Genomic DNA, 25228 nt, shown 5'->3' with positions numbered 1-25228 from the left:
GGCGTTAGAGCGGCAACGCCAAACTGACGGCGTAATGCCATCCTGTCTGCCGTTGAACCGGCCTCCTGGGGAGCGGGCCGCCGCCCGGCCCGCCACGTCAAGCGGACCCTGACACAGGTTCGGACGCTGGCGGGTCGGGCGGTGATCTGCTCGGCTCTGCCCGGGTCGACGGCAGGCAGTGAGGATGGTGGGGTGGGTCGCCGGGCTGGTCTGACTCACCGGCAGACCGACGGTTGCTGTCCTCATCCCGATTCGTCGGCTGGCCCGGTGGCCCCGGCAGCGCTACATGTCACCGGTCAGGCGTCGTGACCTGATAGGAGCCTGTGCGAGAGGCGCCCACCACTGTGTTGTCCGCATCGCCTGACCGGTGACGTGTCCACGTGTTCTCGACGTGACCGAGAAAGGCGGACCTCACCAGCATGGCAGCCAAGAAGCGATCTCTCATCGGTGGCGTCGATACCCACCGCGACACCCACCACGCCGCGATCATCGACAGCACCGGCGGACTCCTGTCCGATGCCGAGTTTCCCGCGACCGCCGCTGGCTACGCGGACCTGTTGGCCTGGATGGGCTCCTTCGGCTGGGTAACCGCCGTGGGTGTGGAAGGTACCGGAAGCTACGGGGCCGGCCTCGCCCGCTACCTCACCAACAAGAACATCGCCGTCGTGGAGGTGGACCGGCCGGACCGCCGCGCCCGCCGCAACCAGGGCAAGTCTGATCCGATCGACGCGATCGCCGCCGCCCGAGCCACCCTCGCCGGGACCGCCATGGGCACACCGAAGACCCGCACCGGGCCGGTCGAAGCGATCCGTGCCCTGCGGGTCGCCCGCCGAGGAGCGATCAAGGCCCGCACCGCCGCCCTCAACCAGATGCGCGGCCTGGTCGCCGCCGCCCCCGAGCCCTTGCGAGCCCACCTGACCAGGGTCAGCGCCGCAGTGCTGGTCAGCCGATGCGCCGCACTGACCTGCGACTCGACCAAACTCCACGAGCCAGCGCACGCCACCGCCGCAGCCCTGATCGGACTCGCCCGCCGGGTCACCGCCCTGACCGAGGAGATCACCGCCCTCGACCGGCAGGTAACACCCATCGTCGCGAAGGCGGCACCTCGCACAATGGCCCTGTTCGGTGTCGGCCCCGATGTCGCCGCGCAGCTGCTGACCACCGCCGGCGACAACCCCGACCGGCTGCACTCCGAAGCCGCCCTCGCTCACCTTTGCGGCGCAGCACCCATCCCCGCCAGCTCAGGACGGGTGCGCCGCCACCGCCTGCACCGCGGAGGCGACCGCGGCGCCAACCACGCCTTGCACACCATCGCGCTCTGCCGCATGCGCTACGACCAGCGCACCCGCGCCTACGTCCACCGACGCATCACCGAAGGCCTCAGCAAGCAAGAGATCCTCCGCTGCCTCAAGCGCTACATCGTCCGCGACGTCTACACCGCCCTACGCGCCGACTTCGCCGCCCTCACCCCTTGACCTCCATAGGAGCATCGGGATGGCCTACCGCCACCACCCACGGACCGTGACCCGCCGACGCAGCCCCGGCCATCCTGGAGCCGGAGCGCCCCCCGCCGGAGGCGCAGTACCCGCACCCCGGCGACCGCCGCCAGCTCGCCCACGCGGCCGGCGTGCGCTCCCCTACGCCGCGCGGGCACGTGGCCGCGCGGCCCGGCCGGCTGCCGGCCCACCACATCACCGGTCAACGGTCTTTCGTTCGGCGGCGGCCCCCGGGCTTCCCCGCCCTCCGCGCCAGCCGCCGAGCGTCCGGCGTGACGGCGCAGAGCGACAGCGGCGCGGCCGGCGCGCGCCCAGGCGGCGGCGCGTGCGGCCCGTCAAGGGCCGCCTTGATAGACGTACAGAAAGTCCTCCCACAACGCCGGCAGCACGCGCCGGCAGCACGCGCCGGCAGCCAGCCTGTCCTCCGCCGCTTGATCCGTTACGGGTTGGCTTCAGATGACACGTGACGCTCCGCCAGCGATGGTTCGAGCCCCACGAGTCCGAACCTCCGCGAGCTACGCGACGATGACCCGGTGGACGAACAGCCCGTCTTTACCAACCCGTGGCGGGACCTACGCCGAGGTGGCCCAACCGAACAACGACAGCGTGGAGCACTGCACGCCGAACTTCTGACCGAGGTGGCCGCCGGGCATCCCCTATACAACCAACCCGTCGAGGTCATCGGCAGGTCCGGGGCCTCAGACGACATCGTTGTGGAACTGGCCTCTGGAGGCTGGGCCCTCGTCCACCTCACCTGGAAACGCGCGGCCGAGAGAAAGCCCTGGCCCGAGACCACCTTCTACAGCACGATCAAGGCGCTCGAAGAGGACATCCACGAGCCTGACTGGTAAGACGCTGGTCGCCTGGCCCGAGTCAGACGACGACGTCAGCATCCTCCGCGACTGCTACGTCTTCCGCATCTGAGTTGATCAGCGATGCTCTTAACAGGTAGCAACGGCAGCGCAACCAGGAATTTGCCTGACAGCGGCAGAAGCAGATAGCGGTCACGACGGCCTCATCGTCGCCGCCGACCGGCCAGAGGGCATCGAAGCCTACAAGCCCATTCGGCTCGCCCCGCATGCTGCGTCGGCGGCACCCTCGTACGACCATCCCGTGCTGCACGACCTGTCCGGGGCCGGTTCAGCCAGGTGGCAGGTCCAGATCATCCGAACGATCCAGCACGGGCGCTTGGAACACGGGGTGACGTACCGGTACAGGGCTTGCGCGGCGACGGGGCCCTGGTATGCAAGACGCCGTGACGGACCATGAACTGCTCGACGTAATCCATGGCACTCCGTGGATCGCCGACCTGCTCACCCTCTTCGACTTCGACGTCGCCCGTGCCGCCGACGGACCGATCGAGCCGGTGACCCTGCCCAGCGGCAAACCACTGGCGACCATCGCCGGCGTCAATCAGAGTGGCCGGATGAGGGAGGAAGCCGACCTTTCCGTCGTAAGGGTCGCCGTTGAATTGAGTTCGACTACGGGTCGAGCGGCCGGCCGATGCAGGATTGGGAAGAGGCTCGCAGCTACCGACGCGAGAATGCCCGCTACACCAGGTCGCGAGCGACCTGCGCGCCGAGCCACAGCGCCGCGGCGGCATGAGGCACGGTGTTGAGCGGAGTGAGCCGCTGCCTGCCGGTGAGCACGAACTGATCGTCGAGTTCAACGCGGATCGAGTTCAGCCTCTTGCCGTGGATATCAGCCACAGGTGGGGGCAGGTGCAGTTGAGCGCCGTTGTGCGCTATTGGATGCAGTTCAACGCCGTTCAGGACACCCGGCTGCTCCCAAACTGCTCCCCCAATCCCGGGCTCGTGGCCCTAGCGTCACCTCGGCGCCTTGGGGCTCAGCTTCGGCACTTCATCGAGCAGTGCGAGGCGAGGCCGACGTTTAGTCAACGCTACCGGGGCGCTGAGGCGCAGCGCGCCCGGTCGGCAGCGTGTGCGGATGCTGTCGGTGCGGTCAGTGGTCTTCGGCGTAGTAGGAATGCACGGCGGGTTGTCCGGTGTAGTTGGCACCAGCGCGATCGTCGGCACCGAGGTAGCTGTACGGGAGGCGGGCGTCACGGCGGCCGGTGCAGCCGATCCGGCGACGGGAGTCGTAGGAGAACCCGGCGGCGCGGAGTCGGGCGGTGAGGCGCTGCCCGGCGGGTCGCCCGCCAGGAAGGCGAATGCTGGACAGGTCCAGGTCGGCCACGAGCCGGCCGGTGGGAGTCAGCCAGCCGGCCGCACGGGTCAGGACCGCGAGCTTGTCTCCGACGTAGTGCAGCGGCAGCCTGATCGCCGCCCGAACGGAGCGGCAAGCTTTACGCCCTTTGGTGTGCTTTAGCGCCTTTGTCACTTCCTGCGAGGTCTGGTCGATATTCTCGGTACCTGCGTCGCCAGCCCAGTCGACGCGAGTGCAATCGGCTGTGGCAGACGGGGGTGGCCACGATGGCCGTGGCGCAAGCAGCGGCCGCGCCAGGGGTACGGACGTCGCAGCTGCTCGTCGGTGGTGACGTCGCTGACGTGGTGAACATGTTCCGCGGGGAGGTGAACCTGCCCCTGGACCTGGTTTCGTTGACTGGCCGTGGCGGCTTGGACGTCACCGTCACCGCCTTCTACGGCAGCGGAGTGCACCATTCCGTGCAGCGGTCCAACCTCACCTCACCCACTGGAGTGCTCGGCCTGGGCTGGTCCCTGTCGTACGAACGCGTCGTCGTCGAGTCCGAGACCAGTGGCACGACGGTTGACGACGTGTTCTACCTGATCACCGGCGGTGCTGCGCGACAGCTCGTGCGAGTGGGTCTCGACGGGCCGGCGCAGCGTTTCCAACTTGTCGACCAGCCGTTCTGGCAGATCACCTACCACCCGGACCCCACCTGCCCGGAATCCGAGTACTGGACCATCGTGCGGGAGGACGGCAGCACCTCCACCTACGGGCTGGGGGCGGTGCAGCGCGGCGTGCGGTGGGGCAACTGGATCGGCCCGTCCACAGTTCCGGGCGGGATGAGTTTTCCGCTGGCGTGGAACCTCCTGCACATCCGCTCGCTGGCGGGCGACACCGTGTCGTTCGAGTACGACATCGACGACGTGCTGATCGGGACGAGCCCGCAGGCGCGTTGCACCCGCTCGTGCCGGCTCCGCCGGATCGTCGACGTGTTCGGGCAGACCGTCGACTTCCGTTACCTGCCGAAGGAGCCCTGCGAGACCCCGTCTCCGTACGTGCCGCCGCACGGCGGCCAGAACGCCTACCAGTTCCAGCTCGAGGACCACTACCTCGACCAGATCGTCGTGCGCGACAGCGCCGGCGGCACCGTGCTGACCACGAGGCTGCGCTACGCGCTGCACAACCAGTCCCGCCACGCCGACGACAGCCGGTACCTCAAGCGCTACCTCATCGCCGTCGGGCAGGAGCTGGCCGCTGGCGGAGCCCTGCCGGAGTTGGAGTTCGACTACCACGGCGCCGAGGGCACGAACCCGGGCGCGATGTGCGGCGCGCGCACGCCGCAGGGCGGGCAGGCGGCATACGAGTACCGCGCCGCCGAGCTGCCCAACACCGCGCTGCGGGTCGCGGTCCAACGGCCGGCCGCCGGCGGGACGCCACGGGTCTGGAACGGCCCCAATTTCACGATCCTGACCTGGGAGAGCAGCGCCACCGGTCAGATCACCACCGGCGTGTACTCCTGGAACGGCAGCTGGTCCGCGCAACAGGACACCCGGCAGTGGGCGGCGACGCCCGCAACCCTGCGGGTGCTCACCACCGACGGGTTCTTCGCCGTCTGGTACCAGGACGCGCGCAGCGCTCAGTACCGGGTCCACCTGGTCCGCGCGGAGCCGTTCCGCTTCGGCGAGTGGCAACGTGACACGTACCCGGTCACGCTCGATGAGCCGATGGCCGAGCCGGCGGTCAGCGTCGGCGGCGGTTTCGTCGCCGTCGCGGACGCCCGGGCCGGGCAGTTGAAGATCGTCACGTGGGATCCGGTCGAGCGGCGCTGGGTCGAGCAGGACTTCGGGCTGAGCGGAGTGGACCGCGTCGCGCTGGCCAGCGGCGCAGGTGTCTGTGTCGCCGTCACCTACGTCCAGCAGAGCCGAACGCTGAGCGTTGCCGTCTATCACTGCGACGCGGAGCGGCGCTGGCGTCGCGGAGACACCGTCAGCGAAACGGTCGACATCGACTGGACAGCCACCTCGACCGATCGGCTACTCGCCATCGGCGCGTCCTTCGCCGTGCTCGGCTTCGTGACCGCCTTCGACGACGCGGCCGGGACCGTGCGGTACGCCAGCCGCTTAGTCACCTGGTCCACGGCATATCGCTTCGGGCAGGTCTTGAAGGTCGACGGCAGCCAGCCCGTGGACGCGCGCAACCCGGTCGGATACGCGACGGTGAACGGGTCGACCGCTGCCAACGGCGAGCACCTGTTCCGCTTCGACGGCGCCCGCTGGCAGCAGGTCGCCTCGACCCGCCCCACCGTCGGCCCCCGCTACACCTACCACTACGCCGCCGACACCGCCTACGCCACCACCGTCCAGGACAGCGGCCAGTGGTCAGCCGAGCTGTACGAGTACGACCCCTACCGCAACGCGTGGCGTACCCCCACCCGGATCAACGGCACCAGCCCTGGGCTGCCCACCCTCGCCGAGGGCTACCGCACGGTCGGCCGCGACCTGCTCTGGCGCACACCAGAGGGCGCCTGGAGCACCGTGTACACGCTGCCGGTCGACGCGGACCTGGCGACCCTGACCAACGCCGCGCCGGGCTACCTGAGCTATGAGGACCGCAGCGGCTCGACTCACCTGGTCACGCTCGTCGACGCCGGGGTGCGGGAGTCAGTCGCCCTGCCCGGCGAACGGGTGGTGGTCCACGACCCGCAGCCCGGCCAGATCCTCACCGGCCCGGAGACGGTCGTCACCTACCGTGGCCCTGACTTCGACCACGCCACCAGCCTTGCCCTGTACCGGGTCGTCGGCGGCCGGACCGCCACCCGGCTGGTGGCCTACCCGGTGGTCCGCGTCGGCAGCGACACCGGCTACCAGGCCCGGCACACGACGCTGGACTACGACCTCGCCACCGCGACCTACGACCCGTACGGGCTCGTCACCCAGTACGTGACGGTCCGTGCCACGCCCGACGACGGCGGCCATGGCTGCGTCGAACGAGTGTTCTTCAACGGGCTCAGCCCGAGCGTGCCCGGCGTGCTCTACCCGGTGTCCGATCAGTACAGTAACGCCCGGGCGTACTTCAGCAAGCTCAACGGGCAACTGTTCCGCACCCGCGCCTTCGACGCCGACGGTCGCCAGGTCAGCGAGAGCGTCAGCTATCCCTACACGTACACGGGTCAGGACAGCGACCTGCGCATCGTCGGCGCCTGGACCAGGGTGCGCAGGCAGACCCAGGCGACCGCGGGTGAGCTCTTCACCGCCGACACGGACCGCGCCGGCACCCGCGAGCACGGGGTGCGGGCCGCGTTACGGACGCACTTCACCGCACACGGCCTACCCCTGACCGACCCGGTGGCGGTGCACGAGGAGGTGCCCGACCGGCGCTGGCGGCTCACCGACGCCGACGGCACGAAGTACCAGGTGGTCGCCGACGGGACACGGCTCACCGTGTATGGGTGGCTGGTCGACGCCACCGAACACGAGTACAACGACCACGGGCAGCCGTGCCGCGAGATCCGTGACAACACCGACGACCAGGGGGTGCGGCGGCGGCTGCGCCGGGACACGTCCTACGCCTGGCAGACCTACCCGGGCCTGCGCGAGCTCAACTGCCTCGTCCCGACCAGCCAGGTCACCACCAGCGACCTCACGGCGGACGTGGTCACCGCCAGCGAGGTCACCACCTACCGCAACAAGTGGGGGCCCTGGGCGGCCGAGCGAGGCTACCAGTGGTTGGGCGTCGACGATCCGACCTTCCCGGCGTGGGGCTCGGACGCCGAACCCGGACCGGGCTGGCTCTGCGCCCGCCAGGTCCTCGACGTCACCGAGCGGGCCCAGCCGCTGGCGGCGCTGGACGCCAGCGGGCACGTCGCCGCCGCCATCTACGACCGCGAGCGCCGCTTCGCGATCGCTACCACGGCCAACGCTGACCCCCGACAGGGCGAGGTCTGCTGGTACGGCTTCGAGGAGTACGAGGACGACGGCGGCTGGACGCTCACCCCCGCCGGCCTCGACCCGACCGGGTACATCACCGAGGGCCCGGCGCACTCCGGGTCACGGCGACTAGTTATCCCCGGTGACCCCGACTGCGCCATCGGCATAACCAACGAGTTCACCCCGGCCCGCGGCGACCGGCCCTATCAACTGTCGTGCTGGGTCTGCACCCAGCCGGGGTTCGTCGACGACCCGGATCTCGCCGCGTTGCGCACCGCGGTCCGCGACGAGCAGGGCCGCACGGCCGAGATCGTGCTGTCCATCCCCGCCACCGACGACCGGTGGCGCTGGCTGCATCAGCTGATCGACCCGCAGGCGCTCGACCTGGGCGCCATCGCGTCGGTGACACTCACCCTCACCAGCCGCCAGGACCGGCGGTACCTTCTCGTCGACGACCTCGCGTTCGCCCCGGTCGCGGCCAGCCTGCAAGCCTCGGTGTACTCCCCGGACGGGCAGGAACTGCGCGCCACGGTGGACATGCTCAGCGACACCCGGCGCATCGGCTACGACCTGCTGACCCGACCCGTGCTGGACGTCGGCTTCGACAACTGGCCGTTGTCGGCCACCGCCGAGTACGTCTGGCGCTGCGGACGGGACACCTTCGACCCCGCGCGGCCGAACGCCACCCTGGTGGCGTCGTTGCGCGGCCCCGGCACCTTCACCGACTTCCGGCAGGGCGACCAGTGGCGCGCGCATTGGCGTGCCGACGCCGGCTGGCAGCAGGAACCGGGCCTGCTGCGCTACGCGCAGGACGGCACCGGCACGCTCGCCCTCACCGAGACGCCCGAGGGCAGCTACCTGCTGCGTATCGCCCTGACCGCTGACCCGGCCGTGCGGCGACCGGTACGGCTCACCCTCGGCGAGTGGTGCGTACGCTGGGCCGACGGCTGCTGGACGCTGCACCAGCCCGACGGTGAGGCGGCGGCTGCGGCACCGGCGGAATCCGGCACCGACCTGATGCTCATCGTCTGGCCACACCGCATGCTCTGGTACGTCGACGGTGAGCTTCTGCTTCAGCGGGTCGCACCGGACGGCTTCGCCGGTTCGGTCGCGTTCGCCACCGACGGACGGCTGGCGCTGCGATGGATCGCGTTCGGGACCGCCCCGGTGGTCGGGATCTGCTTCACCGACAACGCCGGCCGCCCCCGGCAACTGCACCGCGTCGACGACACCCGCGTGCGGCTGTCGGCCACCGGCTACGACTGCGCCGGCCGGGCGGGGATCACCACCAAGACCATCGAAGTCGACGGTGAGCCGATCGGCTACCGACCCGGCCTGATGACCGACCTGGATCCCGAGACCGGGGCGATGGGCGACTGCGAGCTGACCCGCGCCTACCCCGACGACGGCGGCTACCCGTTCTCCCGCACCCTCTTCGAACCCTCGCCACTGGGCCGACCCGTCGAATCCGGACGGCCCGGCCGCGCGTTCGCCATCGTCGAGTCGATTTCCGTCGGACAGCGGCACACTGCCCGTACCGACTACCGCTTGAACACAGAGCAGCCGCTCCTGCCCAAGCTGCCCGCCGGGCAGTACCCGCTCCAGGTGAGCACCGACCCCGACGGCCGGGTGATGCGCCTGTGGCGCGACCGGTTGGGTCAGACCGTCGCCGTCGCGCAGGGCGACCTAACCGGCGAAGCAGGAAGCTTCGCGCTCGTGCGCAACCACTACGACCCCTACGGCAACCTCGTGCGCAGGGACCAACCAAACGTCACCGACACCCGGGTGCCCGACCGGGACCGCTTCGTCGAACGATTCGAGTATGACTTTGTCGGCAACCCCGTGTCGGTCACCGGACCTGACCTCGACGGCACCGTCAACCACGTCTACGACACCCTCGGTCGGCTGCGGTTCAGTCAGGGCCCGCAGGCCGCCAGCGAGGGCTACCTCAGCTACCGGCGGTACGACAGCCTGAGCCGGCTGGTGGAGCAGGGCACCTGCGTCGCGATCTGGAATCGCGACGAGCTGCAACGACATGCCGACGATCCCGCCTGGTTGCCCGGCACCGGCACCTGGCTGGCCCGCTACCGCTACGACGGCGACGGCACCGACCCACTGCTGTACGGCCGGCTGTGGCAGACCTGCTCCGGCCCCGCTAGCGACGACGCGGCATCCACCCGCGGCACGTACACCTACGACCAGCGGGGCCTGGTCACCACCCGCACGATCCACGTCGCCTCCTACGACGACGATGCCCCGCACACCCTCGCGTTCGATTACGACGCCACGGGCGCGGTCACCGCCATCACCTACGACGCCCAGCTCGGGGCGAACGCGTTCACCGCCCGACTCGCCACCGACGGTTTCAACAACCTGGTCTCGGTCATCGGCGAGCACGCAGGCCAGGACACCGACCTGGCCCGGTTCACCTACACCCCCGGCGGCGCGCTGGCCACCGAGGTGTTCGCTCCCGGGACCGCGGCGGAGCTCACCCGCGCCTACCGCTACACCCCACCCGGATGGCTGACCCGCGTCGAGGACCGCTACCTGACGGAGACCACCGACTACACCAGCGGCGGATACGACGACAGCGGCTACCACGACGGCCGCGCCGCCCGGACCGGCACCCGCTTCACCGGCGTACGCCAGGATGGCTTCCTGGCCGATGTCACGGTCCGCTACGGCTACGACCCGCTGGGCCGCCTCGCCGTGGCCGACTGCAGCGCGGGTGAGCGGTTCGGGTTGAGCGGAGTGACCTACGACGCGAACGGCAACCTGACGACCCGCGTCGCCGCCGGGGTGTCCCAGCGCCTGTGCTACCACGACGGCACCAACCGGCTCTGCACCATCCAGGACGACGACGTGGAGAGCGCCCCGTTCGGCTACGACCGGGACGGAAACGTCACCGACGCCGCACCGCTGAACGCGCGCGACCTACGCTACGAGGCGGTCTCCGGGCTTCCCACCAGCCTGACCGGGGCCGCTGGAGCGCTTCGCCTGACCCGCGACGCCGACGGCACGCTGCTCCTGCGCACCACCCACGACCGGCAACGGCTCTCCGTACCGGGCCCTGACGCGGCGCCGCTGGCGCTGCGCCACATCGAGCCGGACGGGACCCGCCGCGCCGGCTACCTGATCCCGGGACCCGGCGGGACCATCGCCGTCTGGTCACCGCAGGGCACCGCGTACGTCCTGCGCGGCCGGCTCGGCTCGACCCGCGGCGTCTACGACTCGACCGGCCTCATCGGCGCGTTCACCTACCTGCCCGCCGGTGGATTCCTCGGCACCCCACTGGACCGCGGCGCGAGCGCCACCTACCCGTACCTGTTCACCGGCGCCGAGCGCGACCCGGGCACCGGCCTCTACCTCTTCCCGCAGCGCCTCTACGACCCGGACACCGGGCGGTTCCTGAGCATGGACCCGGCCGGGCAGTATCCAAGTCCCTACCTGTACGCCGGCGGAGATCCCGTCAACGGGTACGACCCCAGCGGCGGGTTCGCCTGGTCCTGGCCGGCATTCGGCGCGGTCCTCGGCGGCGTCGCCGTCACGCTGGCCGGATTCGCGCTCACGATCGGAACCGCCGGCCTCGCCTGGCCGCTCATGGTGGGCGGCACCCTGCTCGGCGGCCTCCTCATCGGCGGCGGGATCGCCAGCGCCGCGTACGGTCTGGGCCACGCCAACGCCGAAGGACCGCAGGCCACCTGGAAGGAGTGGGGCATCTCGGTGGGCCTGGGAGCGGCGTTCGGCCTGGCGGCCGCGGGGCTGGGATTCGTGTCGGCGGCGGCCACCACCAGCGTGGCCGCGTCGCTCGGCATCGAGACGTTCATCGGCACCGGACTCGGCGCCCTCGACGGATTCATCAGCAACGGCGTCACCAACCACCTTCAGGGCCAGGATTTCGGCGCCGGCGCCGGCCTGTCGACCGTGCTGGGCGCGCTCGGCGGAGCCGTCGGCGGGGCCCTCGGCGGTGTCCTGGGCCGCGGCAACATGCTGCGCACGCGGATGACGGTGAGCGCCGGTCGTCGGGCACAGGCCGCCGGCGAAGCAGGGGCCGCCTACGTCATGAACTACGACCAGGGCAGCGTCTGGCACACGCAGATCGGCACCCGCGCGCCGCGCGCGGCCCCCACCAGGATCAGCGACCTGAACGCCGACCTCGGCAACGTCAAGGCAACCTTCCGCGGTGGGCAGCACACCACGATCAACGTCCGGAACGTGGACTACGAGCCCATGAGTGGAAACGACATCCCCCGCCGCTACGTACGCCGCATCCACCTGCCCGGACAGAACGTGCAGGCCGCCGACGAGTTCGCGCAGAGGAGCGCGGAGACGGCGGCGGGCCGTTTCTCGGTCTTCACCAACAACTGCACCACCTACGGCAGCGGCGTGCTCCGGGAGGCGGGCCTGTACCCGCCGCTGTGGGTGCGCTCTCCCACGCTGCTGCAGCTGTGGGCCACGACCATCGGCGAGCGGATGCCGAACCAAGCGTGAGAAGAGGACTCCTGGATGCCAGCTGACCCGTCACCGGTGCCCATCGGCACCATCACCGCCTTCGCCGGCCGGCTCGACGTCTCGTGGCTGCGGCCGCAGGGCTGGCTCTACTGCGACGGCGCCGAACTGGATGAGGCGGACTATCCCGCTCTGCACGCCGTGATCGGCGGCAACTACGGCGCGGGCAACGGCAGGTTCCGCCTCCCGGACCTGCGCGGGCGGTTCGCCCGGGGCGTCGATCTCGGCGCCGGGCGGGATCCCTACGCCAACACTCGCGCCCCTTCCGGGCGCGGCGGGCTCGCCGGCAACAATCCCGGTTCCGCCCAGGACTGGTACACCGCCCTGCCAGGCACCGCGTTCTCGGTCGACGGCGGCGGGGACCACACGCACCCCGTCGAGCACATGCCGGCCGACACGACGGGAGCGGCGGTAACCGGCAGCCATTACGGGATCTGGCAGGACAGCCGGTGGATCTGGGGCACCGGCGCGCACACCCACTACGTCGACGCCGGCGGCGACGCCGAGACCCGCCCCACCAACACGTACGTCTACTTCGTCATCAAGTTCGACGGATGAGGTGACCATGACAACCAGTTCGAAAACAGAACCGGCCGGGGTGACCGGCGTCGCCGGTGTGCTCGTCGGCACGGTCGTCGGCTATGGCGCCGTCGTCTCCGGCAACGATCCCGCCCCACAGGGCTGGCTGCTGTGCGACGGCAGCGCCGTGTCACGAACCACGTACGCCTGCCTCTACAGCGTCCTCGGCGACATCCACGGCAGCGGGGACGGCACCAGCACCTTCAACCTGCCCGACTACCGGGGCCGGTTCCAGCGCGGCGTCGACGACGGCAGCGGGCGCGACCCCGACGCCGGCACCCGCACCCCCGCGAACCCCGGAGGTCTCAGCGGCGACCGCGTGGGCTCGGTCCAACCGAGGGCCACCGGCCTGCCAGCTGGCGACTGCTTCGCCACCAGTCACAGCGAGGACCACCACCACTGGGTGCCGAACCTGCCGGACGACAACTCCCACCCCTGGGCCGCCGGATCGCATTACGCCGACTGGAACGACGGCAGCCGCAACACCAGCAACAACGGTTGGCACGCCCATGGGCTCAGCGGCGGCGACCAGGACAGCTGCCCGGTGAACCTCTACCAGAACTACTTGATCTTCTACGGCACCCCTTCGGGAGGAGCACCAGATGAGTGAGCAGGACCTGCCCGTCGTGCCGACAGGCCACTTCGTCATCGGGGCGGTGCTGGCCTACGGTGCCGGTAACCCACTCGACCAGTACGGGCTGGAAGAGCAGGGTTGGATGTACTGCGACGGACGGCTGGTCGGCCGCGCCGACTACCCTGATCTCTTCGCGGTGATCGGCACCCTGCACGGCGGTGGGGACGGAACGACCACGTTCAACCTGCCCGACTACCGCGGCTACCTGCTGCGCGGCGTCGACGACGGCGCGGGGCGTGACCCGGACGCGGGCAGCCGGGGCGAGCCGGCGCCCGGCGGTGCCGCCGGTGACCGCTGCGGCTCCACGCAGAAGCACGCCACCGGCCGGCCCAGACAGGCGTTCACGCTGGACAGCGACGGCGACCACAGCCACGAGGTCTACGGCGTGCCCCAGGACAAGTCGTCCACCCCCATCGCCGGATCGCACCGCGCCATCTGGAACGAAAACGGCGGGAACACCGGCTCCGCGGGGTCACACCAGCATTTCATCACCTCCGGCGGCGACGCAGAGACCCGTCCCGACAACGCTTACGTCAACTTCGTCGTCCGCTACCGCGTATGACAGACCTGTCTGTCTCGACAACGGACAGTTGACCTGCCTGGACGGGCGTCACGGTCACCCGAGGACCCCGCCAACGGCCGGGTAGGCATGGGGGGTCAAGGACAGCCGTACCCTCATGGCCAGCCCGCCCGACGGCGCTGATCCCACTAGGGCCGCGCCGGCCGCCGGCCGCGAACCGACGAATCCTCCTACCCTGGAGAGCCATCACCGGCGCCTGGCGCCAGTTGCTCTCCAGGGCAGTCGTCCCGACCGGCCGATCGTTCACCGGCCGGGGTTACGCAGTGCAGAGCAGCCGTCCGACGGCGGTCCTCTCGACCATGGCCGCGACGAATGCGCCCGCTCGCCCGGTACGACAGGTACGGCCGGTAGCCGGACGGACCAGCTGGGACGATCATCTGCGCCGGTACCGCCTCACAGGCCCTTTACCGCGGCCTCAACCTTCTTGGCCTGCGTCGGCTTGACCTTCCCCGACACCCTGACCAGCACCCGGCCACTGTCGGCCCGGTAGTGGTACTCAGTGCCCAGGATGGGCATGTTCTTCATCAGGTCTTGGATGTACTTGGCCCTCCGGTCCGCGTCCTCGGCGGTCGGGAACACCTCGATGGCCAGCCCCCGGCCGACGTCGTACTTGTCGGCGTTCTTGTCCCCACCGGGCATGTCAGCGGACGCCCTTGACGTGTACCCATTGGGCCGTCCGAGCAGGTTGTTGGGGTCGGTGTCCTCGTCCTGCACAGCACCCGAGGTGAGGCCGATCTTCGCCGCCGACAGTTTGCCGAGCACCTGTTCGGCTGTGAGCGGTTCTGCGGGCGCCCGGGCTGGTGCGGGGGCAGCCGACATTGCGGTGGCCGCTGGCGGGGCGGCGGCCGGGGTGTCGGGTGTGTTGGTGCCGCAGCCACCGGCGGCGAGCATGACAACGGCGGTGACGGCGGTGATGCTGTGGCGAGGACGCATCGCACGATCCTCGGGCAGCGAGCCCACATGCGCGTACCCCTTACCCACAGGTGAGCTGTCCGGTTGGTGACACAACCACTTCCCCACCACCGGCCGCCGCCACGACCGCCGCACCGACCGCAGCCAGCACGAGCCGACGTCGCGGCACTGATCGCCTGGCGGTGCCCGCTCCGCGGTCGTCGGAGAGGATACGAGCCAGAGCCTGCCCGCGACGGCTGTCATCGCATGGCGGGGCTGTACAGGCCGGGTCCAAGCCACCCAACACCTGACGCACCTCATCCACGGCACTCATGTCATCCACCCCAATCCGACATCGACGGCGCCGCGCTCGACGTCCGCCCCGCCCCGGCAACGGTGAGCTGCCTTCGTAACCGACGACGGGCCCGCATCAACCGCATCGCGAACGTTGCCCGCGACTGACCCAGTACGGCCGCCGCCTCGCTCGGCGCCAACCGCTCCCAGGCCACCAGCCGCAGAATTTCCTGGCCACCGGCGGACAACCGGTCGAACGCCACCGCCACGTCACGCTGGCTGACAACACCGTCCGTCCGCGTGATCCACCTGCACCGTCTGATCAGGCTCCGCTGCCACCCGCAGCGTCAGCTCCTGCCACCGCCGACGGCCTCTGGCCTCGTTGGCCAACACCAGACGCGCCACTCCGTACAACCACGGCAACGCCGATCCGTCCGGCACATCGTCCAGACGCCGCCACGCGACGAGGAAGACATCGGCGACAACATCACCGACGTCAGACGCACCCACCCGGCGAGCGACGTACCGCCACACGTCACCGTGATGGCACTCGTACAACTCGGTGAACTGCTCCTTCGCATCGTCCATCACACCCCCTACCTGCTTATGTCCGGCACCAGCCAAAACGTCACGCCCCGAAGCGGAGGAGCCACCCAATCTCGCACCGGCCGCCTCGACCAGGCGCCCAGGAGTCAGGCATGCTTAAGGGGGCTACGAGCCGAGAAACCTGGTCAGCGCATCGCCTATAGGATCGGTGCCCCAGATAAAGCCACGCTGGCACGCTCTTTTCAAGGTCACCTGGGGTGTAAAGCGTCGGTGCCTGTCAATCCTGTTTGGCTCGCCGCTGTGCGTTGAACGTAGGGGCACAGCAGAGCGAAGCGGTGGCAGCATGGCTTCGGTGACCGCTACTACCAACTGGCACGACTGGCACCTGCCCTACGACGACGACACATCGCCGTTGTCGCGGAGGCTTCGGCTCGTTCAGCAGCACATCAACGACTGGCTTGACCAACGGCCGGACTCCTCGCTCCGGATCGTCAGCGTGTGCGCGGGACAAGGGCATGACCTGATCGGCGCCCTTGCGCCGCGGTCAGACGCCGACCGGATATACGCAGAGCTGATCGAGTACGACCCACGCAACGTGGCCGCCGCCCGGATGGGCATCACCGCCGCTGGGCTCAACGGGATCACCGCCACCCAAGCCGATGCTGGCGACTTCGCCGCCTACCGCACAGCCGCCCCCGCCGATTTGGTCGTTCTCGCCGGGGTACTGGGCAATATCAACGACGGCGACGTCCAAGCAACGATCCACGCCTTGCCGCGGCTATGCGCACCCGACGCAACCGTGATCTGGACCAGGACCCGCCGCGGTCCAGACCTCACCCCAGCGATACGCGGCTGGTTCGCCGACGCCGGATTCTCCGAGGAGGCATTTCACGCACCACCTGACGTGCTGTTCTCCGTCGGCGCTCATCGGTTCCACGGACAACCTCAACAAGCACCACCCACCGGCAGAATCTTCACGTTTTGCCGCGTGAGTAGCCCGATCGCGATGGCTTCCGCCGCCGCGAGGCGGCTCGCCCGACTTGGGCACGACGACCGGACCGTTACGCCCGATGACAGCAGCGGGCGGGGTTACGAGCCGAGCCAGCGGTCCAGGTAGGCGATCAGCCCGGTCAGGTCGGTGCCGCCAGCCCGGTAGCCGATGTGTCCATCGGGACGGACCAGTAACACGCCATTAGCGCCCGTGCGGAGACCCAATCGCCCCAACGCCTGAGCAGCGGACGTCGGTGCCTCTCCGACGGTTTCGGGCTCGGTCAACCAATGCACGGTGAGGTGGCCCCGGGCGAGTCGGGCGGTGTCGCCGGCAGGCCAGGCAGCGGAGGGTCCGCACAGCAGCAGGTGCCATCCGGGCGTGGAGGTGAGCCGATGCAGCGTTGTGGCGTCTCCCGTGCCGGGCAGCGGGGCGTCGGGCAGCCGGTCTCCGGGTCGCGGACCGCTGCGTGACGGGCGCGGCCCTTCTACTGACAGCGGGCTGTTCCGGTAGGTGATGCCCAGCTGCGAAACCGTCCGGAAGGCGGAGGCCCGCACGAACCGCGACGCGAGCACGATCGGGATGAGAGCGGGGGCGATCCGGGTCCGAGCGAACCGGACGGCCGGATTGGTGGACGTCGCGACAGTGAACGCCCGGTCGCTGAAGCGCAGCACCATCCTGCCGACTGGCGCCCGTTCCGTCTCATAGGTATCCAGCAGCGTCGAGTCAGCGTCGCCCCGCAGGGCTTGGGTGAGCTTCCAACCGAGGTTGACTGCGTCCTGGATACCGGTGTTCATGCCCTGCGCGCCGGCGGGGCTGTGGATGTGCGCGGCGTCGCCGGCCAGGAACACCGGCCCGGCCCGGTAGTGGGTGGCGGCGCGGTGGTGCAGCCGGAAGTTGGTCATCCAGACAGGATCACGCAGGCGCACAGTCGTGTCGGTGTAGGTGTCGGCGAGTGCCTGCACCTCGTCGAGGGCGACTGGGGCGTCTGGTGAGGCCACCTCGGCAGGCGGCCGCATGACCAGCAATCGCCAGGTGGTCGGATGGCCGAGTGGGAAGAAGAACAGCATTCCCCGCCCGGACAAGAAGACGTGCGCCGTCCCCGTGTCGAGGCCGTCGGCCTCCAGGTCAGCTAGGACGAACGTCTGCGGATACGCAGCGCCCTCGAAGCCGATTCCGGCGAGGTGCCGCACGGTGCTGTGCGCGCCGTCGCAACCCACCACGTACCGGGCCGTCACCCGCTCGGTCTGGCCGTCCCCGTGCCGCAGCGTCGCCACCGCACCGTCAGCAGCACGGTCCAGCCCCACCAGCTCGACACCCCGTTCTACGTCGAGCCCCATTCCCGCGAGGCGCTCACCCAGGATGCGCTCGGTCTCCGCCTGCGACAGGAACAGCAGATACGGATACGCGGTGCCGGACAGACCCAAGTCGAACAGGGGCACGGTACGCGCCCGCCCCCGTGCGTGCAGACACAGCCGCACCGCGCGGTTCCCGACGGCCGTCATCTCGTCAGTAACCCCGAGACTGGCGAGGACCTCCAGAGTGCGGGGCTGAATCGCCAGGGCACGGGACTCCTGCACCCGGTCGAGAGATCGATCCACCACCCGGACCGGCACACCCAAGGCTGCCAACTGCCCGGCCATGGCCAGTCCGGTTGGCCCCGCCCCGACCACCAAAACCTCGACGGCGCTCACCGGACCTCGACACGGCAAGAGCCGACGACCCTGACCGGTGTCTGCAGCAGGCCGGTTGAAGTCTTGAACGGAAACACGTACACGATGGCGACCATCCAGATCCCTCGGCGCGACGCGCGACTGACCCGCCTCGACCCCACGGTAACCCCGTATCGGCGACTGCATATGCCGGTCACCCGGTGCGAGGACTGGCTGCCGGTGATCGGCCGAAAATGGCTGGGTGGTGTTCGGCCGCGACCGGTACATCCGCAAGCGGGAACTGGAGCTGCGAGCCTTCGTCAAGGCCAAGGTGCACATGTTCCTGTTTCCCGGCGATGCGGCCCCCGACTACAACATCGAGTTGGTGCGGCTGCACGTGGCCCGGATCTGCGCGCTGGCCTCGGCCCGGCAACTGAAGGTCTACCGAGTCAGGCGAGACAGCGTAACCAGCTCCGAAGAGCGCCTAGCCGAGATCCGCCGCCGCTCGTAGAGACCTGGTTGCCAAGCCACGGGCCTTGCCGTGTGGCTCTACCCGTTGCTCCTCGGGCCTGGGACTTTCCGCGCCCGTTCGAGTCGTGTCGCATGATGATCTGTAGAGCGAGGAAGGTGGCATGGGTGCCTGGGTCGTGTGATGTGGTGGTCGTCGGGGGTGGGCAGGCGGGCCTGGCGGCCGGCTATTACCTGCGCCGCGCTGGCCTGGATTACGTCATCCTCGATGCCCAATCGCAGCCGGGTGGCGCATGGCGTCATGGCTGGGACTCGTTGCGGTTGTTCTCCCCGGCGCCGTACAGCCCGCTGCCGGGGTGGGGGATGCCAAGCCAGGACGGTGAGGAGTTCCCGAGCGCCGGGCACGTCGTGGATTACCTGCGGGCCTACGAGCAGCGCTACGACCTCATGGTGCGTCGCCCGGTCCGGGTGCGGGAGGTGCGGGCGGCGGGTGCGCGCTTGGCGGTGCAGACCGACGCCGGATCGTGGTCGGCACGGTACGTCATCTCCGCGACCGGGACGTGGCGGTGCCCGTTCCTGCCGGACGTCTCAGGTCGGGAGGAGTTCGGTGGCCGGCAGTTGCATACCGTGGACTACGCCTCGCCGCTGGAGTTCCGCGGGCAGCGGGTCGTCATCGTCGGTGGGGGCAACTCGGGGGCGCAGATCCTGGCTGATGTGTCGCGGGTCGCCGAGGTCACCTGGGTCACCCGGCGCCCGCCACGGTTCATGCCGGACGACGTCGACGGGCGGGTGCTGTTCGATGTGGCCACCCGCACAGCCGCCGGCGCCGCGGGTGGGGTGAGTGACCTGGGGGACATCGTGATGGTGCCCGGCGTCCGCGACGCCCGTGAGCGTGGCGTGCTGCATGCCCGCGCGATGTTCGCGCGGCTGGACGCGCACGGCGTGTGGTGGGCCGATGGCACCGGGCAACCGTGTGACGCGGTCATCTGGTGTACCGGGTTCCGGCCGGAGCTCGCCCACCTCGCGCCGCTGCTGCCCGGGTGGCGGCAGGGTGTGGCGCCCACCGACGGCACCAGGTCGGTTAACGAGTCCCGTCTGTATCTGTTGGGGTACGGCGACTGGACCGGGTCGGCGTCGGCGACGCTGGTGGGCGCGGGGCGCACGGCCAAGGCCACGGTCGCCGACATCAGCGCCCGACTCGCCGGGTAACCCTGGGAGGGCACCGCCGCCTGTGTGTTCTGACGTGGGCTGCGGCAGGTGCTGGTTAGGACAGGCTGGCGAGATGGCGCTCGGCGTCGAGGGTGCCGGCGCAGCCGGTGCCGGCGGCGGTGATGGCCTGGAGGTAGGTTTGGTCGACGAGGTCACCGGCGGCGAAGACGCCAGGCAGGTTGGTGCGGGTGCTGGGGGCCGCGACGGTGACGTAGCCGTCGGGGTCGAGGTCGATCTGGCCGCAGAACAGTTCACTGCTTAGCCGGCGGGCCCGGAGCCGATGATGATCAGCGGGTGCGGGTCGGACACGAGGGGCTCCTGCTCACAGGGGTGGACCGCCCGCCGGTAGTTGACCCCGGCGGGCGGCGGCGAGGGTGGAGTCAGGCGCTCGGGCCCAGCTCGGCGAGCAGTCTCTGCACCCGGGCGCGGATGTCGTCGCGGATCGGGCGGACGGCGTCGACGCCCTTGCCGGCCGGGTCGTCGAGCTTCCAGTCTTCGTAGCGTTTGCCGGGGAAGACGGGGCAGGTGTCGCCGCAGCCCATGGTCACGATGACGTCGGAGGACTCCGCTGTCGCGTACTCCAGAAGTTTGGGGGTCTGGTCGGTGATGTCGATGCCGACTTCGCGCATGGCCTGCACGGCGGCGGGGTTGATCGTCTCGGCGGGCGCGGAGCCGGCGGAGCGGACCTCGACGGTGTCGCCGGCGAGGTGGCGCAGCCAGCCGGCGGCCATCTGGGAACGGCCGGCGTTGTGGACGCAGACGAACAGGACGCTGGGCTTGTTACTCACGGTGTTTCCCTTACCGGTTAGGCGGATGTGCTGGTGGAAGGCACGGAGGTGAAGTAGCGGCGGCGTGCCCACAGGGAGACGTAGACGAGTCCGACGAGGACGGGTACCTCGATCAACGGGCCGACGACTCCGGCGAGGGCCTGGCCGGAGGTGACGCCGAAGGTGCCGATCGCGACGGCGATGGCGAGTTCGAAGTTGTTGCCGGCTGCGGTGAACGCGAGGGTGGTGGTGCGCTCGTAGCCGAGGCCGATGGCGCGTCCGAGGGTGTAGGAGCCGGCCCACATGAGCGCGAAGTACACCAGCAGCGGCAGGGCGATGCGGACGACGTCCAGAGGTCGGCTGGTGATCGCGTCTCCCTGGAGGGCGAACAGGATCACGATCGTGAACAGCAGCCCGTAGAGGGCGGCCGGGCCGATGCGGGGCAGGAAGCGGGCCTCGTACCAGTCGCGGCCCTTGGCGCGTTCGCCGAGGCGGCGGGTGAGGTAGCCGGCGAGCAGTGGGATGCCGAGGAAGATGAGCACGTTGGCGGCGATGTCCCAGGCCGAAATGTTCAGCTCCGCACCCGACAACCCCAACCAGCCGGGCAGTACGGACAGGTAGAACCAGCCGAGTACGCCGAAGGCGATGACTTGGAAGACCGAGTTGAGGGCGACCAGGACGGCGGCGGCTTCCCGGTCGCCGCAGGCGAGGTCGTTCCAGATGATGACCATGGCGATGCAGCGGGCCAGGCCGACGATGATCAGCCCGGTGCGGTACGCGGGTTGGTCGGCCAGGAAGATCCAGGCCAGGGCGAACATCACGGCGGGGCCGACGAGCCAGTTGAGGACCAGCGAGGAGATCAGCAGCCGGCGGTCGCCGGTGACGGTGTCGAGTCGGTCGTAGCGGACCTTCGCCAGCACCGGGTACATCATGATCAGCAGGCCGACCGCGATGGGTAGCGAGATCCCGCCGATCTGCACCGCGTCCAGGGCACTGTTCAGCCCGGGGATCAGGCGACCCAGGAGCAGGCCAACGACCATGGCCAGGCCGATCCACACGGGGAGGAACTGGTCGAGTCGGGACAGGCGGCCGACAACGGCGCTCTCGCCGGGGTCGGTGTCAGGGGTGGTGCGGGTGCTCACGGGCACTCCCGTCAATTCTCGGTCGCTGGTGGTGTGGGTCGGGTCCGTCATGCCGGGTGGGCGACGTGGAGGTCGTCGAGGAGGCGCCGGACGCGGCGTTCGATGTCATCGCGGATCGGCCGGACGTCGGCGAGGTCGCGTCCGGCGGGGTCGCGAGGTCCCAGTTCTCGTAGCGGGTGCCGGGGAAGACCGGGCAGGCGTCGCCGCAGCCCATGGTGATGACGACGTCGGCGGCGCGGATGACCTCGTCGGTCCACGGCTTGGGGAACTCCGCGGCGATGTCGATGCCGCGCTCGGCCATCGCGGCGATCGCGGCGGGGTTGACCTCGGCCCCGGGTTCGCTGCCGCCGGACCACGCGACGGCGTTGTCTCCGGCGAGGTGGGTGAAGAACCCCAACGCCATCTGCGAGCGGCCGGCGTTGTGGGTGCACAGGAACAGGGCGACGGGGCGGCCGTCGCGGTGGTGGCCCTCGACGCGGGCGAGGGCCTGCAGGCGCTGGCGGGCGAAGCGTTCGGCAAGCAGCGGCAGGTAGTGGGGGATGCTGCCGGCGGTGGCGAACTGGTCGTAGCTGGTGTGCAGGAACCGCTCGATGGTTTCGGTGCCGTAGACGCCGGTGAACTTTTCGGCGAGGCGGGTGGCGGCGGTACGCAGGGCGAGCTGTTGGTCGATGGACGTCTGCGGGTGAGCGTGGGTGTCAGTCATGGGGTCCTCGCGAGCTCATGGCGGGGGTGATGACGGGGGCGACGCGGGCGACGCGGGCGGCGAGGTCGGCGAACGCCGTCTCGAACGCATCGTCGGTGTCGAGGCGCACGGGGTCGGGCACCGACCAGTGCAGGCGGGGCCGGGCCGGGGCGGTGAGTTCCTCGTGGGCGTTGTCGCAGACGGCGATGACCAGGTCGTCGTCGCGCACGATGTCCGCGACACGGTTGGTGCTGCTCGGGTCGAGGGCCAGACCGTGCCGGTGGGCCACGGCGACGGCACGGGGGTGGACCCGCTCGGCGGGCTGTGTCCCCGCGGACGCGGCCGGGGTGTGGGTGCGCTCAGACCACAGAGCGGCGGCCAGTTGCGAGCGGGCGGAGTTGCGGGTGCACACGAACACCACCCGTCCCACGCCGGTCAGGGGCGCGGGGTTCAGTGCGGTGAGGGCTTCGGGACGCAGCCGCAGGTAGGTGCGGCGCCGGTCGCCCTCGGAGCGCCCACGGACGACGAGGCCGGCGTCGGTGAGGACTTTGACGTGGTGGGCGACGAGGTTCGTCGGTATCTGAAGGTCGTGGGCGATTTCTCCAGGCGAGGCGTCGCCGAGGGTGAGCGCGTCCACGATCGCCAGTCGCGCCGGATCGCCGAGCGCGGCGTGGATCCGGGCGCGCCCCTGCAAGGAAGCAAGCTCAGTAATCATTGACTCAATGATTACTGAGCGAATCGCGGGATGTCAAACGACGATTGGATGGCGGGCGCGGGGCGGTCCGCAGCCCCCTCAGTGCGGGGGTCGGTTCAGCAGCAGGTCTTGAGGTAGGACTGCAGTTCGGCCAGCGCTGCCTGCGCGCCGTCGCGGTCGGCCCGGTAGTAGACCGTCTTGCCGTCACGCCGCGAGGTCACGACCCGCCCCCGACGCAGCAGGGTCAGCTGCTGCGACGCGGTCGCCTGGCTGATCCCGACGCGCTCGGCGACGTGCCCGACGGACAGCTCGGCACCCTGGGCGAACAGCATCATGATCCGTTGGCGGGTGGGACTGCCCAGCGCCCTGAGGAACTCCTGGGTGTCCGGCGCCAACCCAATTGGGCCGCCGGGAGGCGCCGTCGCGGGCGGGGCCGCCTGCGCGGGGCTGGACTCATCCATGCCTGACACCTTTCCGCACCACAGTCATATTGTCATTCAACAAAATGACGATACGATGCTGGTGTGACCACCTCTGGAGATCCTCTGATCATCGTCGGCGGCGGCCAGTCCGGCCTCGCCGCCGCTCACGCCGTCCTGGCCGCTGGCCTGCGCCCCGTCGTGCTGGAGGCAGGCGCGGAGGCGGTGGGTTCGTGGCCGGACTACTACGACAGCCTCACCCTGTTCTCCCCGGCCCGCTTCAGCGCCCTGGCAGGCCTGGCGTTCGGCGGGGGCGATCCGCAGCGGCACCCCACGCGCGACGAGGTCGTCGCCTACCTACGCCGCTACGCCAGCGGCATCGACGCCGAGATCCGCACCGGCGTGCGTGTCGCCGCCGTGCGTCAACGCCCCGGTGGCGGTTACCTGGTGCGCACCGACAGCGGCGACGAGATCGCGGCGGCGGGGATCATCGCGGCCAGCGGCTCGTTCGGAAACCCGCACCTGCCGGCGCTGCCTGGTCTCGGCGACTACACCGGGGAGGTGCGGCACGTCGCGCAGTACCGCAGGCCCGACCCGTACGCCGGCAAGCGGGTCATCGTGGTCGGCGCCGGGAACTCCGCCGTCCAGGTCGCCCACGAGCTGGCGACGACCGCCCGGGTCACCCTGGCCACCCGGGCGCCGATCCAGTTCGTGCCGCAGCGCATCCGCGGCCGGGACCTGCACCACTGGCTGGATGTCACCGGGGCGGACCGCCTCCCGCGCGCGGTGCTCACCCGCCTGATCCGTCATGCCGCGGTGCTCGACACCGGTGTCTACCGCGACGCCATCACCCGTGGCCTGCTCAACCGCCGGGACATGGTCACCGCCTTCACCCCCGAGGGCGTCAGGTGGCCCGACGGCACGTGCGAGCCGGTCGACGCGGTGATCTTCGCGACCGGCTACCGGCCGAACCTCGGATACCTCGCCGCGCTCGGCGCCCTCACGCCTGACGGCACGCCCGAACACATCGGCGGGATCTCCACCACCCACCCCACGCTGGCCTACCTCGGGCTGGAGTTCCAACGCTCGTTCTCGTCGAACACCCTGCGTGGCGTCGGCCGCGACGCCACCCACGTCGCCACCGCCCTGGCCGAGCGACTACCCGGCCCGGGTCGCCGGCCAGACCTCAGGCCACGGCGGCCGGTTCGACGCTGAGCAGTCCGGCGAGCTGACGCAGGATGGCCGGCCGGGCCCGGTAGTACACCCAGGTGCCGCGGCGTTCGGCGTCGACGAGGCCGGCCTCGCGCAGCGTCTTGAGGTGGTGCGAGATCGTCGGCCCGGTCAGGTCGAACGCCGGGGTCAGGTCGCAGACGCACGCCTCCCCGGCCTTCGCGGAGGCGATCATCGACATCAGCTGCAGCCGCACCGGGTCGCCGAGCGCCTTGAACGCCGGCGCGAGCACCGCGGCGGTCTGCGCCGGCACCGGGCTCTGCGCCAGCGGCGGGCAGCACGGCGTGTCGGCGGTGAGGTCGATGACGGGAAGCAACCCGGCTTGCTTTGACATGCCTCTAGGTTGACAGGTGTCTAAGCAGCGTGCAACTCTC

At 70.1% G+C, this 25228-nt stretch carries 22 protein-coding genes and 1 pseudogene; 10 read left to right on the top strand and 13 right to left on the bottom strand.

Annotated elements, in window-relative coordinates; genetic code table 11:
- Positions 1-419: 419 nt before the first annotated feature.
- The gene (locus FB453_RS26140) at positions 420-1475 is read left to right on the top strand and encodes an IS110 family RNA-guided transposase (protein ID WP_145794493.1); all 1056 of its coding nucleotides are present in this window, start codon (positions 420-422) and stop codon (positions 1473-1475) included.
- Positions 1476-2029: 554 nt separating this feature from the next.
- Positions 2030-2347 (top strand): hypothetical protein, encoded by a 318-nt coding sequence (locus FB453_RS26135; protein WP_186718558.1) that lies wholly within the window; start codon positions 2030-2032, stop codon positions 2345-2347.
- Between the two features lie 699 nt (positions 2348-3046).
- Here FB453_RS26135 and FB453_RS34405 read toward each other — a convergent pair.
- Positions 3047-3205: a hypothetical protein gene (locus tag FB453_RS34405; protein WP_186718556.1), complete on the bottom strand. Its 159-nt coding sequence runs from the start codon at positions 3203-3205 to the stop codon at positions 3047-3049.
- Positions 3206-3458: 253 nt separating this feature from the next.
- Entirely contained in the window at positions 3459-3836 is a 378-nt protein-coding gene (locus FB453_RS26130) for a hypothetical protein (protein WP_186718554.1), read from the bottom strand.
- Between the two features lie 92 nt (positions 3837-3928).
- Here FB453_RS26130 and FB453_RS26125 point away from each other — a divergent pair, with 92 nt between their 5' ends.
- From FB453_RS26125 to FB453_RS26110, 4 genes are read left to right on the top strand one after another with little or no spacing between them, the layout of a single operon-like run.
- Positions 3929-12061: an RHS repeat-associated core domain-containing protein gene (locus tag FB453_RS26125; protein ID WP_145794490.1), complete on the top strand. Its 8133-nt coding sequence runs from the start codon at positions 3929-3931 to the stop codon at positions 12059-12061.
- A 15-nt stretch (positions 12062-12076) separates the two neighbouring features.
- Positions 12077-12637, top strand: a complete 561-nt coding sequence (locus FB453_RS26120; protein WP_145794488.1) for a phage tail protein — start codon at positions 12077-12079, stop codon at positions 12635-12637.
- A gap of 7 nt (positions 12638-12644) precedes the next feature.
- On the top strand, positions 12645-13268 hold the full coding sequence (locus FB453_RS26115) for a phage tail protein (RefSeq protein ID WP_145794486.1): 624 nt from the start codon (positions 12645-12647) through the stop codon (positions 13266-13268).
- Positions 13261-13854 (top strand): phage tail protein, encoded by a 594-nt coding sequence (locus FB453_RS26110; RefSeq protein WP_145794484.1) that lies wholly within the window; start codon positions 13261-13263, stop codon positions 13852-13854. The genes FB453_RS26115 and FB453_RS26110 overlap by 8 nt, the downstream gene beginning before the upstream one ends.
- A 411-nt stretch (positions 13855-14265) precedes the next feature.
- Here FB453_RS26110 and FB453_RS26105 read toward each other — a convergent pair whose 3' ends face one another.
- The 3 genes from FB453_RS26105 to FB453_RS35090 form a co-directional block, all read right to left on the bottom strand.
- Positions 14266-14805 (bottom strand): hypothetical protein, encoded by a 540-nt coding sequence (locus FB453_RS26105; RefSeq protein WP_145794481.1) that lies wholly within the window; start codon positions 14803-14805, stop codon positions 14266-14268.
- A 293-nt stretch (positions 14806-15098) separates the two neighbouring features.
- Positions 15099-15326 (bottom strand): hypothetical protein, encoded by a 228-nt coding sequence (locus FB453_RS35095; protein ID WP_486480464.1) that lies wholly within the window; start codon positions 15324-15326, stop codon positions 15099-15101.
- Between the two features lies 1 nt (position 15327).
- Positions 15328-15645, bottom strand: coding sequence for a sigma-70 family RNA polymerase sigma factor (locus FB453_RS35090; RefSeq protein WP_486480463.1), 318 nt, complete (start codon positions 15643-15645; stop codon positions 15328-15330).
- 310 nt (positions 15646-15955) lie between these two features.
- On the opposite strand from FB453_RS35090, the gene FB453_RS26090 reads away from it, so the two are divergent.
- On the top strand, positions 15956-16720 hold the full coding sequence (locus FB453_RS26090; protein WP_486480462.1) for a class I SAM-dependent methyltransferase family protein: 765 nt from the start codon (positions 15956-15958) through the stop codon (positions 16718-16720).
- Here the strand turns inward: FB453_RS26090 and FB453_RS26085 are convergent.
- Entirely contained in the window at positions 16693-18531 is a 1839-nt protein-coding gene (locus FB453_RS26085) for an FAD-dependent monooxygenase (protein ID WP_486480478.1), read from the bottom strand. The two genes, FB453_RS26090 and FB453_RS26085, sit on opposite strands and share 28 nt — an antisense overlap.
- On the opposite strand from FB453_RS26085, the gene FB453_RS26080 reads away from it, so the two are divergent.
- Positions 18506-18754: a hypothetical protein gene (locus tag FB453_RS26080; protein ID WP_145794478.1), complete on the top strand. Its 249-nt coding sequence runs from the start codon at positions 18506-18508 to the stop codon at positions 18752-18754. The genes FB453_RS26085 and FB453_RS26080 overlap by 26 nt on opposite strands.
- Positions 18755-18879: 125 nt before the next feature.
- Complete coding sequence (locus tag FB453_RS26075; protein ID WP_486480461.1) at positions 18880-19920, top strand: flavin-containing monooxygenase; 1041 nt, start codon at positions 18880-18882, stop codon at positions 19918-19920.
- 55 nt (positions 19921-19975) lie between these two features.
- On the opposite strand, the pseudogene FB453_RS35085 reads toward FB453_RS26075, so the two are convergent.
- The 6 genes and pseudogenes from FB453_RS35085 to FB453_RS26045 form a co-directional block, all read right to left on the bottom strand.
- Positions 19976-20176, bottom strand: a pseudogene (locus FB453_RS35085) (thioredoxin-disulfide reductase); the annotation flags it as partial.
- A gap of 124 nt (positions 20177-20300) precedes the next feature.
- Positions 20301-20708, bottom strand: a complete 408-nt coding sequence (locus tag FB453_RS26065) for an arsenate reductase ArsC (protein WP_145794473.1) — start codon at positions 20706-20708, stop codon at positions 20301-20303.
- Between the two features lie 17 nt (positions 20709-20725).
- Positions 20726-21829 carry an ACR3 family arsenite efflux transporter gene (gene arsB, locus FB453_RS26060; RefSeq protein ID WP_145794471.1) on the bottom strand — a complete coding sequence of 368 codons (1104 nt, stop codon included), beginning with the start codon at positions 21827-21829 and terminating at the stop codon, positions 20726-20728.
- Positions 21807-22532: an arsenate reductase ArsC gene (locus tag FB453_RS26055; protein ID WP_486480460.1), complete on the bottom strand. Its 726-nt coding sequence runs from the start codon at positions 22530-22532 to the stop codon at positions 21807-21809. The genes arsB and FB453_RS26055 overlap by 23 nt, the downstream gene beginning before the upstream one ends.
- A complete protein-coding gene (locus FB453_RS26050; RefSeq protein ID WP_145794468.1) occupies positions 22525-23226 on the bottom strand; it encodes an arsenate reductase/protein-tyrosine-phosphatase family protein in 702 nt (233 codons plus the stop codon). The genes FB453_RS26055 and FB453_RS26050 overlap by 8 nt, the downstream gene beginning before the upstream one ends.
- A gap of 95 nt (positions 23227-23321) precedes the next feature.
- Positions 23322-23666, bottom strand: a complete 345-nt coding sequence (locus FB453_RS26045; RefSeq protein ID WP_145794466.1) for a metalloregulator ArsR/SmtB family transcription factor — start codon at positions 23664-23666, stop codon at positions 23322-23324.
- A gap of 63 nt (positions 23667-23729) precedes the next feature.
- Here FB453_RS26045 and FB453_RS26040 point away from each other — a divergent pair, with 63 nt between their 5' ends.
- On the top strand, positions 23730-24839 hold the full coding sequence (locus tag FB453_RS26040; RefSeq protein WP_222431414.1) for a flavin-containing monooxygenase: 1110 nt from the start codon (positions 23730-23732) through the stop codon (positions 24837-24839).
- Here FB453_RS26040 and FB453_RS26035 read toward each other — a convergent pair.
- The gene (locus FB453_RS26035) at positions 24811-25188 is read right to left on the bottom strand and encodes a metalloregulator ArsR/SmtB family transcription factor (protein WP_145794464.1); all 378 of its coding nucleotides are present in this window, start codon (positions 25186-25188) and stop codon (positions 24811-24813) included. The two genes, FB453_RS26040 and FB453_RS26035, sit on opposite strands and share 29 nt — an antisense overlap.
- Between the last annotated feature and the right edge of the window lie 40 nt (positions 25189-25228).

It is taken from the genome of Micromonospora sp. CNZ322 (assembly GCF_007827755.1).
The sequence above is the reverse complement of the archived record's forward strand: the minus strand, read 5'-3'. Positions and strand labels throughout refer to the sequence as shown.

Coding starts and splice junctions, on each gene's coding strand:
- FB453_RS26055 (WP_486480460.1), bottom strand. CDS start 22,532: ATGACTGACACCCACGCTCACCCGCAGACGTCCATCGACCAACAGCTC.
- FB453_RS26140 (WP_145794493.1), top strand. CDS start 420: ATGGCAGCCAAGAAGCGATCTCTCATCGGTGGCGTCGATACCCACCGC.
- FB453_RS26125 (WP_145794490.1), top strand. CDS start 3,929: ATGGCCGTGGCGCAAGCAGCGGCCGCGCCAGGGGTACGGACGTCGCAG.
- FB453_RS26050 (WP_145794468.1), bottom strand. CDS start 23,226: ATGATTACTGAGCTTGCTTCCTTGCAGGGGCGCGCCCGGATCCACGCC.
- FB453_RS35090 (WP_486480463.1), bottom strand. CDS start 15,645: ATGGACGATGCGAAGGAGCAGTTCACCGAGTTGTACGAGTGCCATCAC.
- FB453_RS26110 (WP_145794484.1), top strand. CDS start 13,261: ATGAGTGAGCAGGACCTGCCCGTCGTGCCGACAGGCCACTTCGTCATC.
- FB453_RS26105 (WP_145794481.1), bottom strand. CDS start 14,805: ATGCGTCCTCGCCACAGCATCACCGCCGTCACCGCCGTTGTCATGCTC.
- FB453_RS26045 (WP_145794466.1), bottom strand. CDS start 23,666: ATGGATGAGTCCAGCCCCGCGCAGGCGGCCCCGCCCGCGACGGCGCCT.
- FB453_RS26120 (WP_145794488.1), top strand. CDS start 12,077: ATGCCAGCTGACCCGTCACCGGTGCCCATCGGCACCATCACCGCCTTC.
- FB453_RS26085 (WP_486480478.1), bottom strand. CDS start 18,531: ATGTACCGGTCGCGGCCGAACACCACCCAGCCATTTTCGGCCGATCAC.
- FB453_RS26035 (WP_145794464.1), bottom strand. CDS start 25,188: ATGTCAAAGCAAGCCGGGTTGCTTCCCGTCATCGACCTCACCGCCGAC.
- FB453_RS26115 (WP_145794486.1), top strand. CDS start 12,645: ATGACAACCAGTTCGAAAACAGAACCGGCCGGGGTGACCGGCGTCGCC.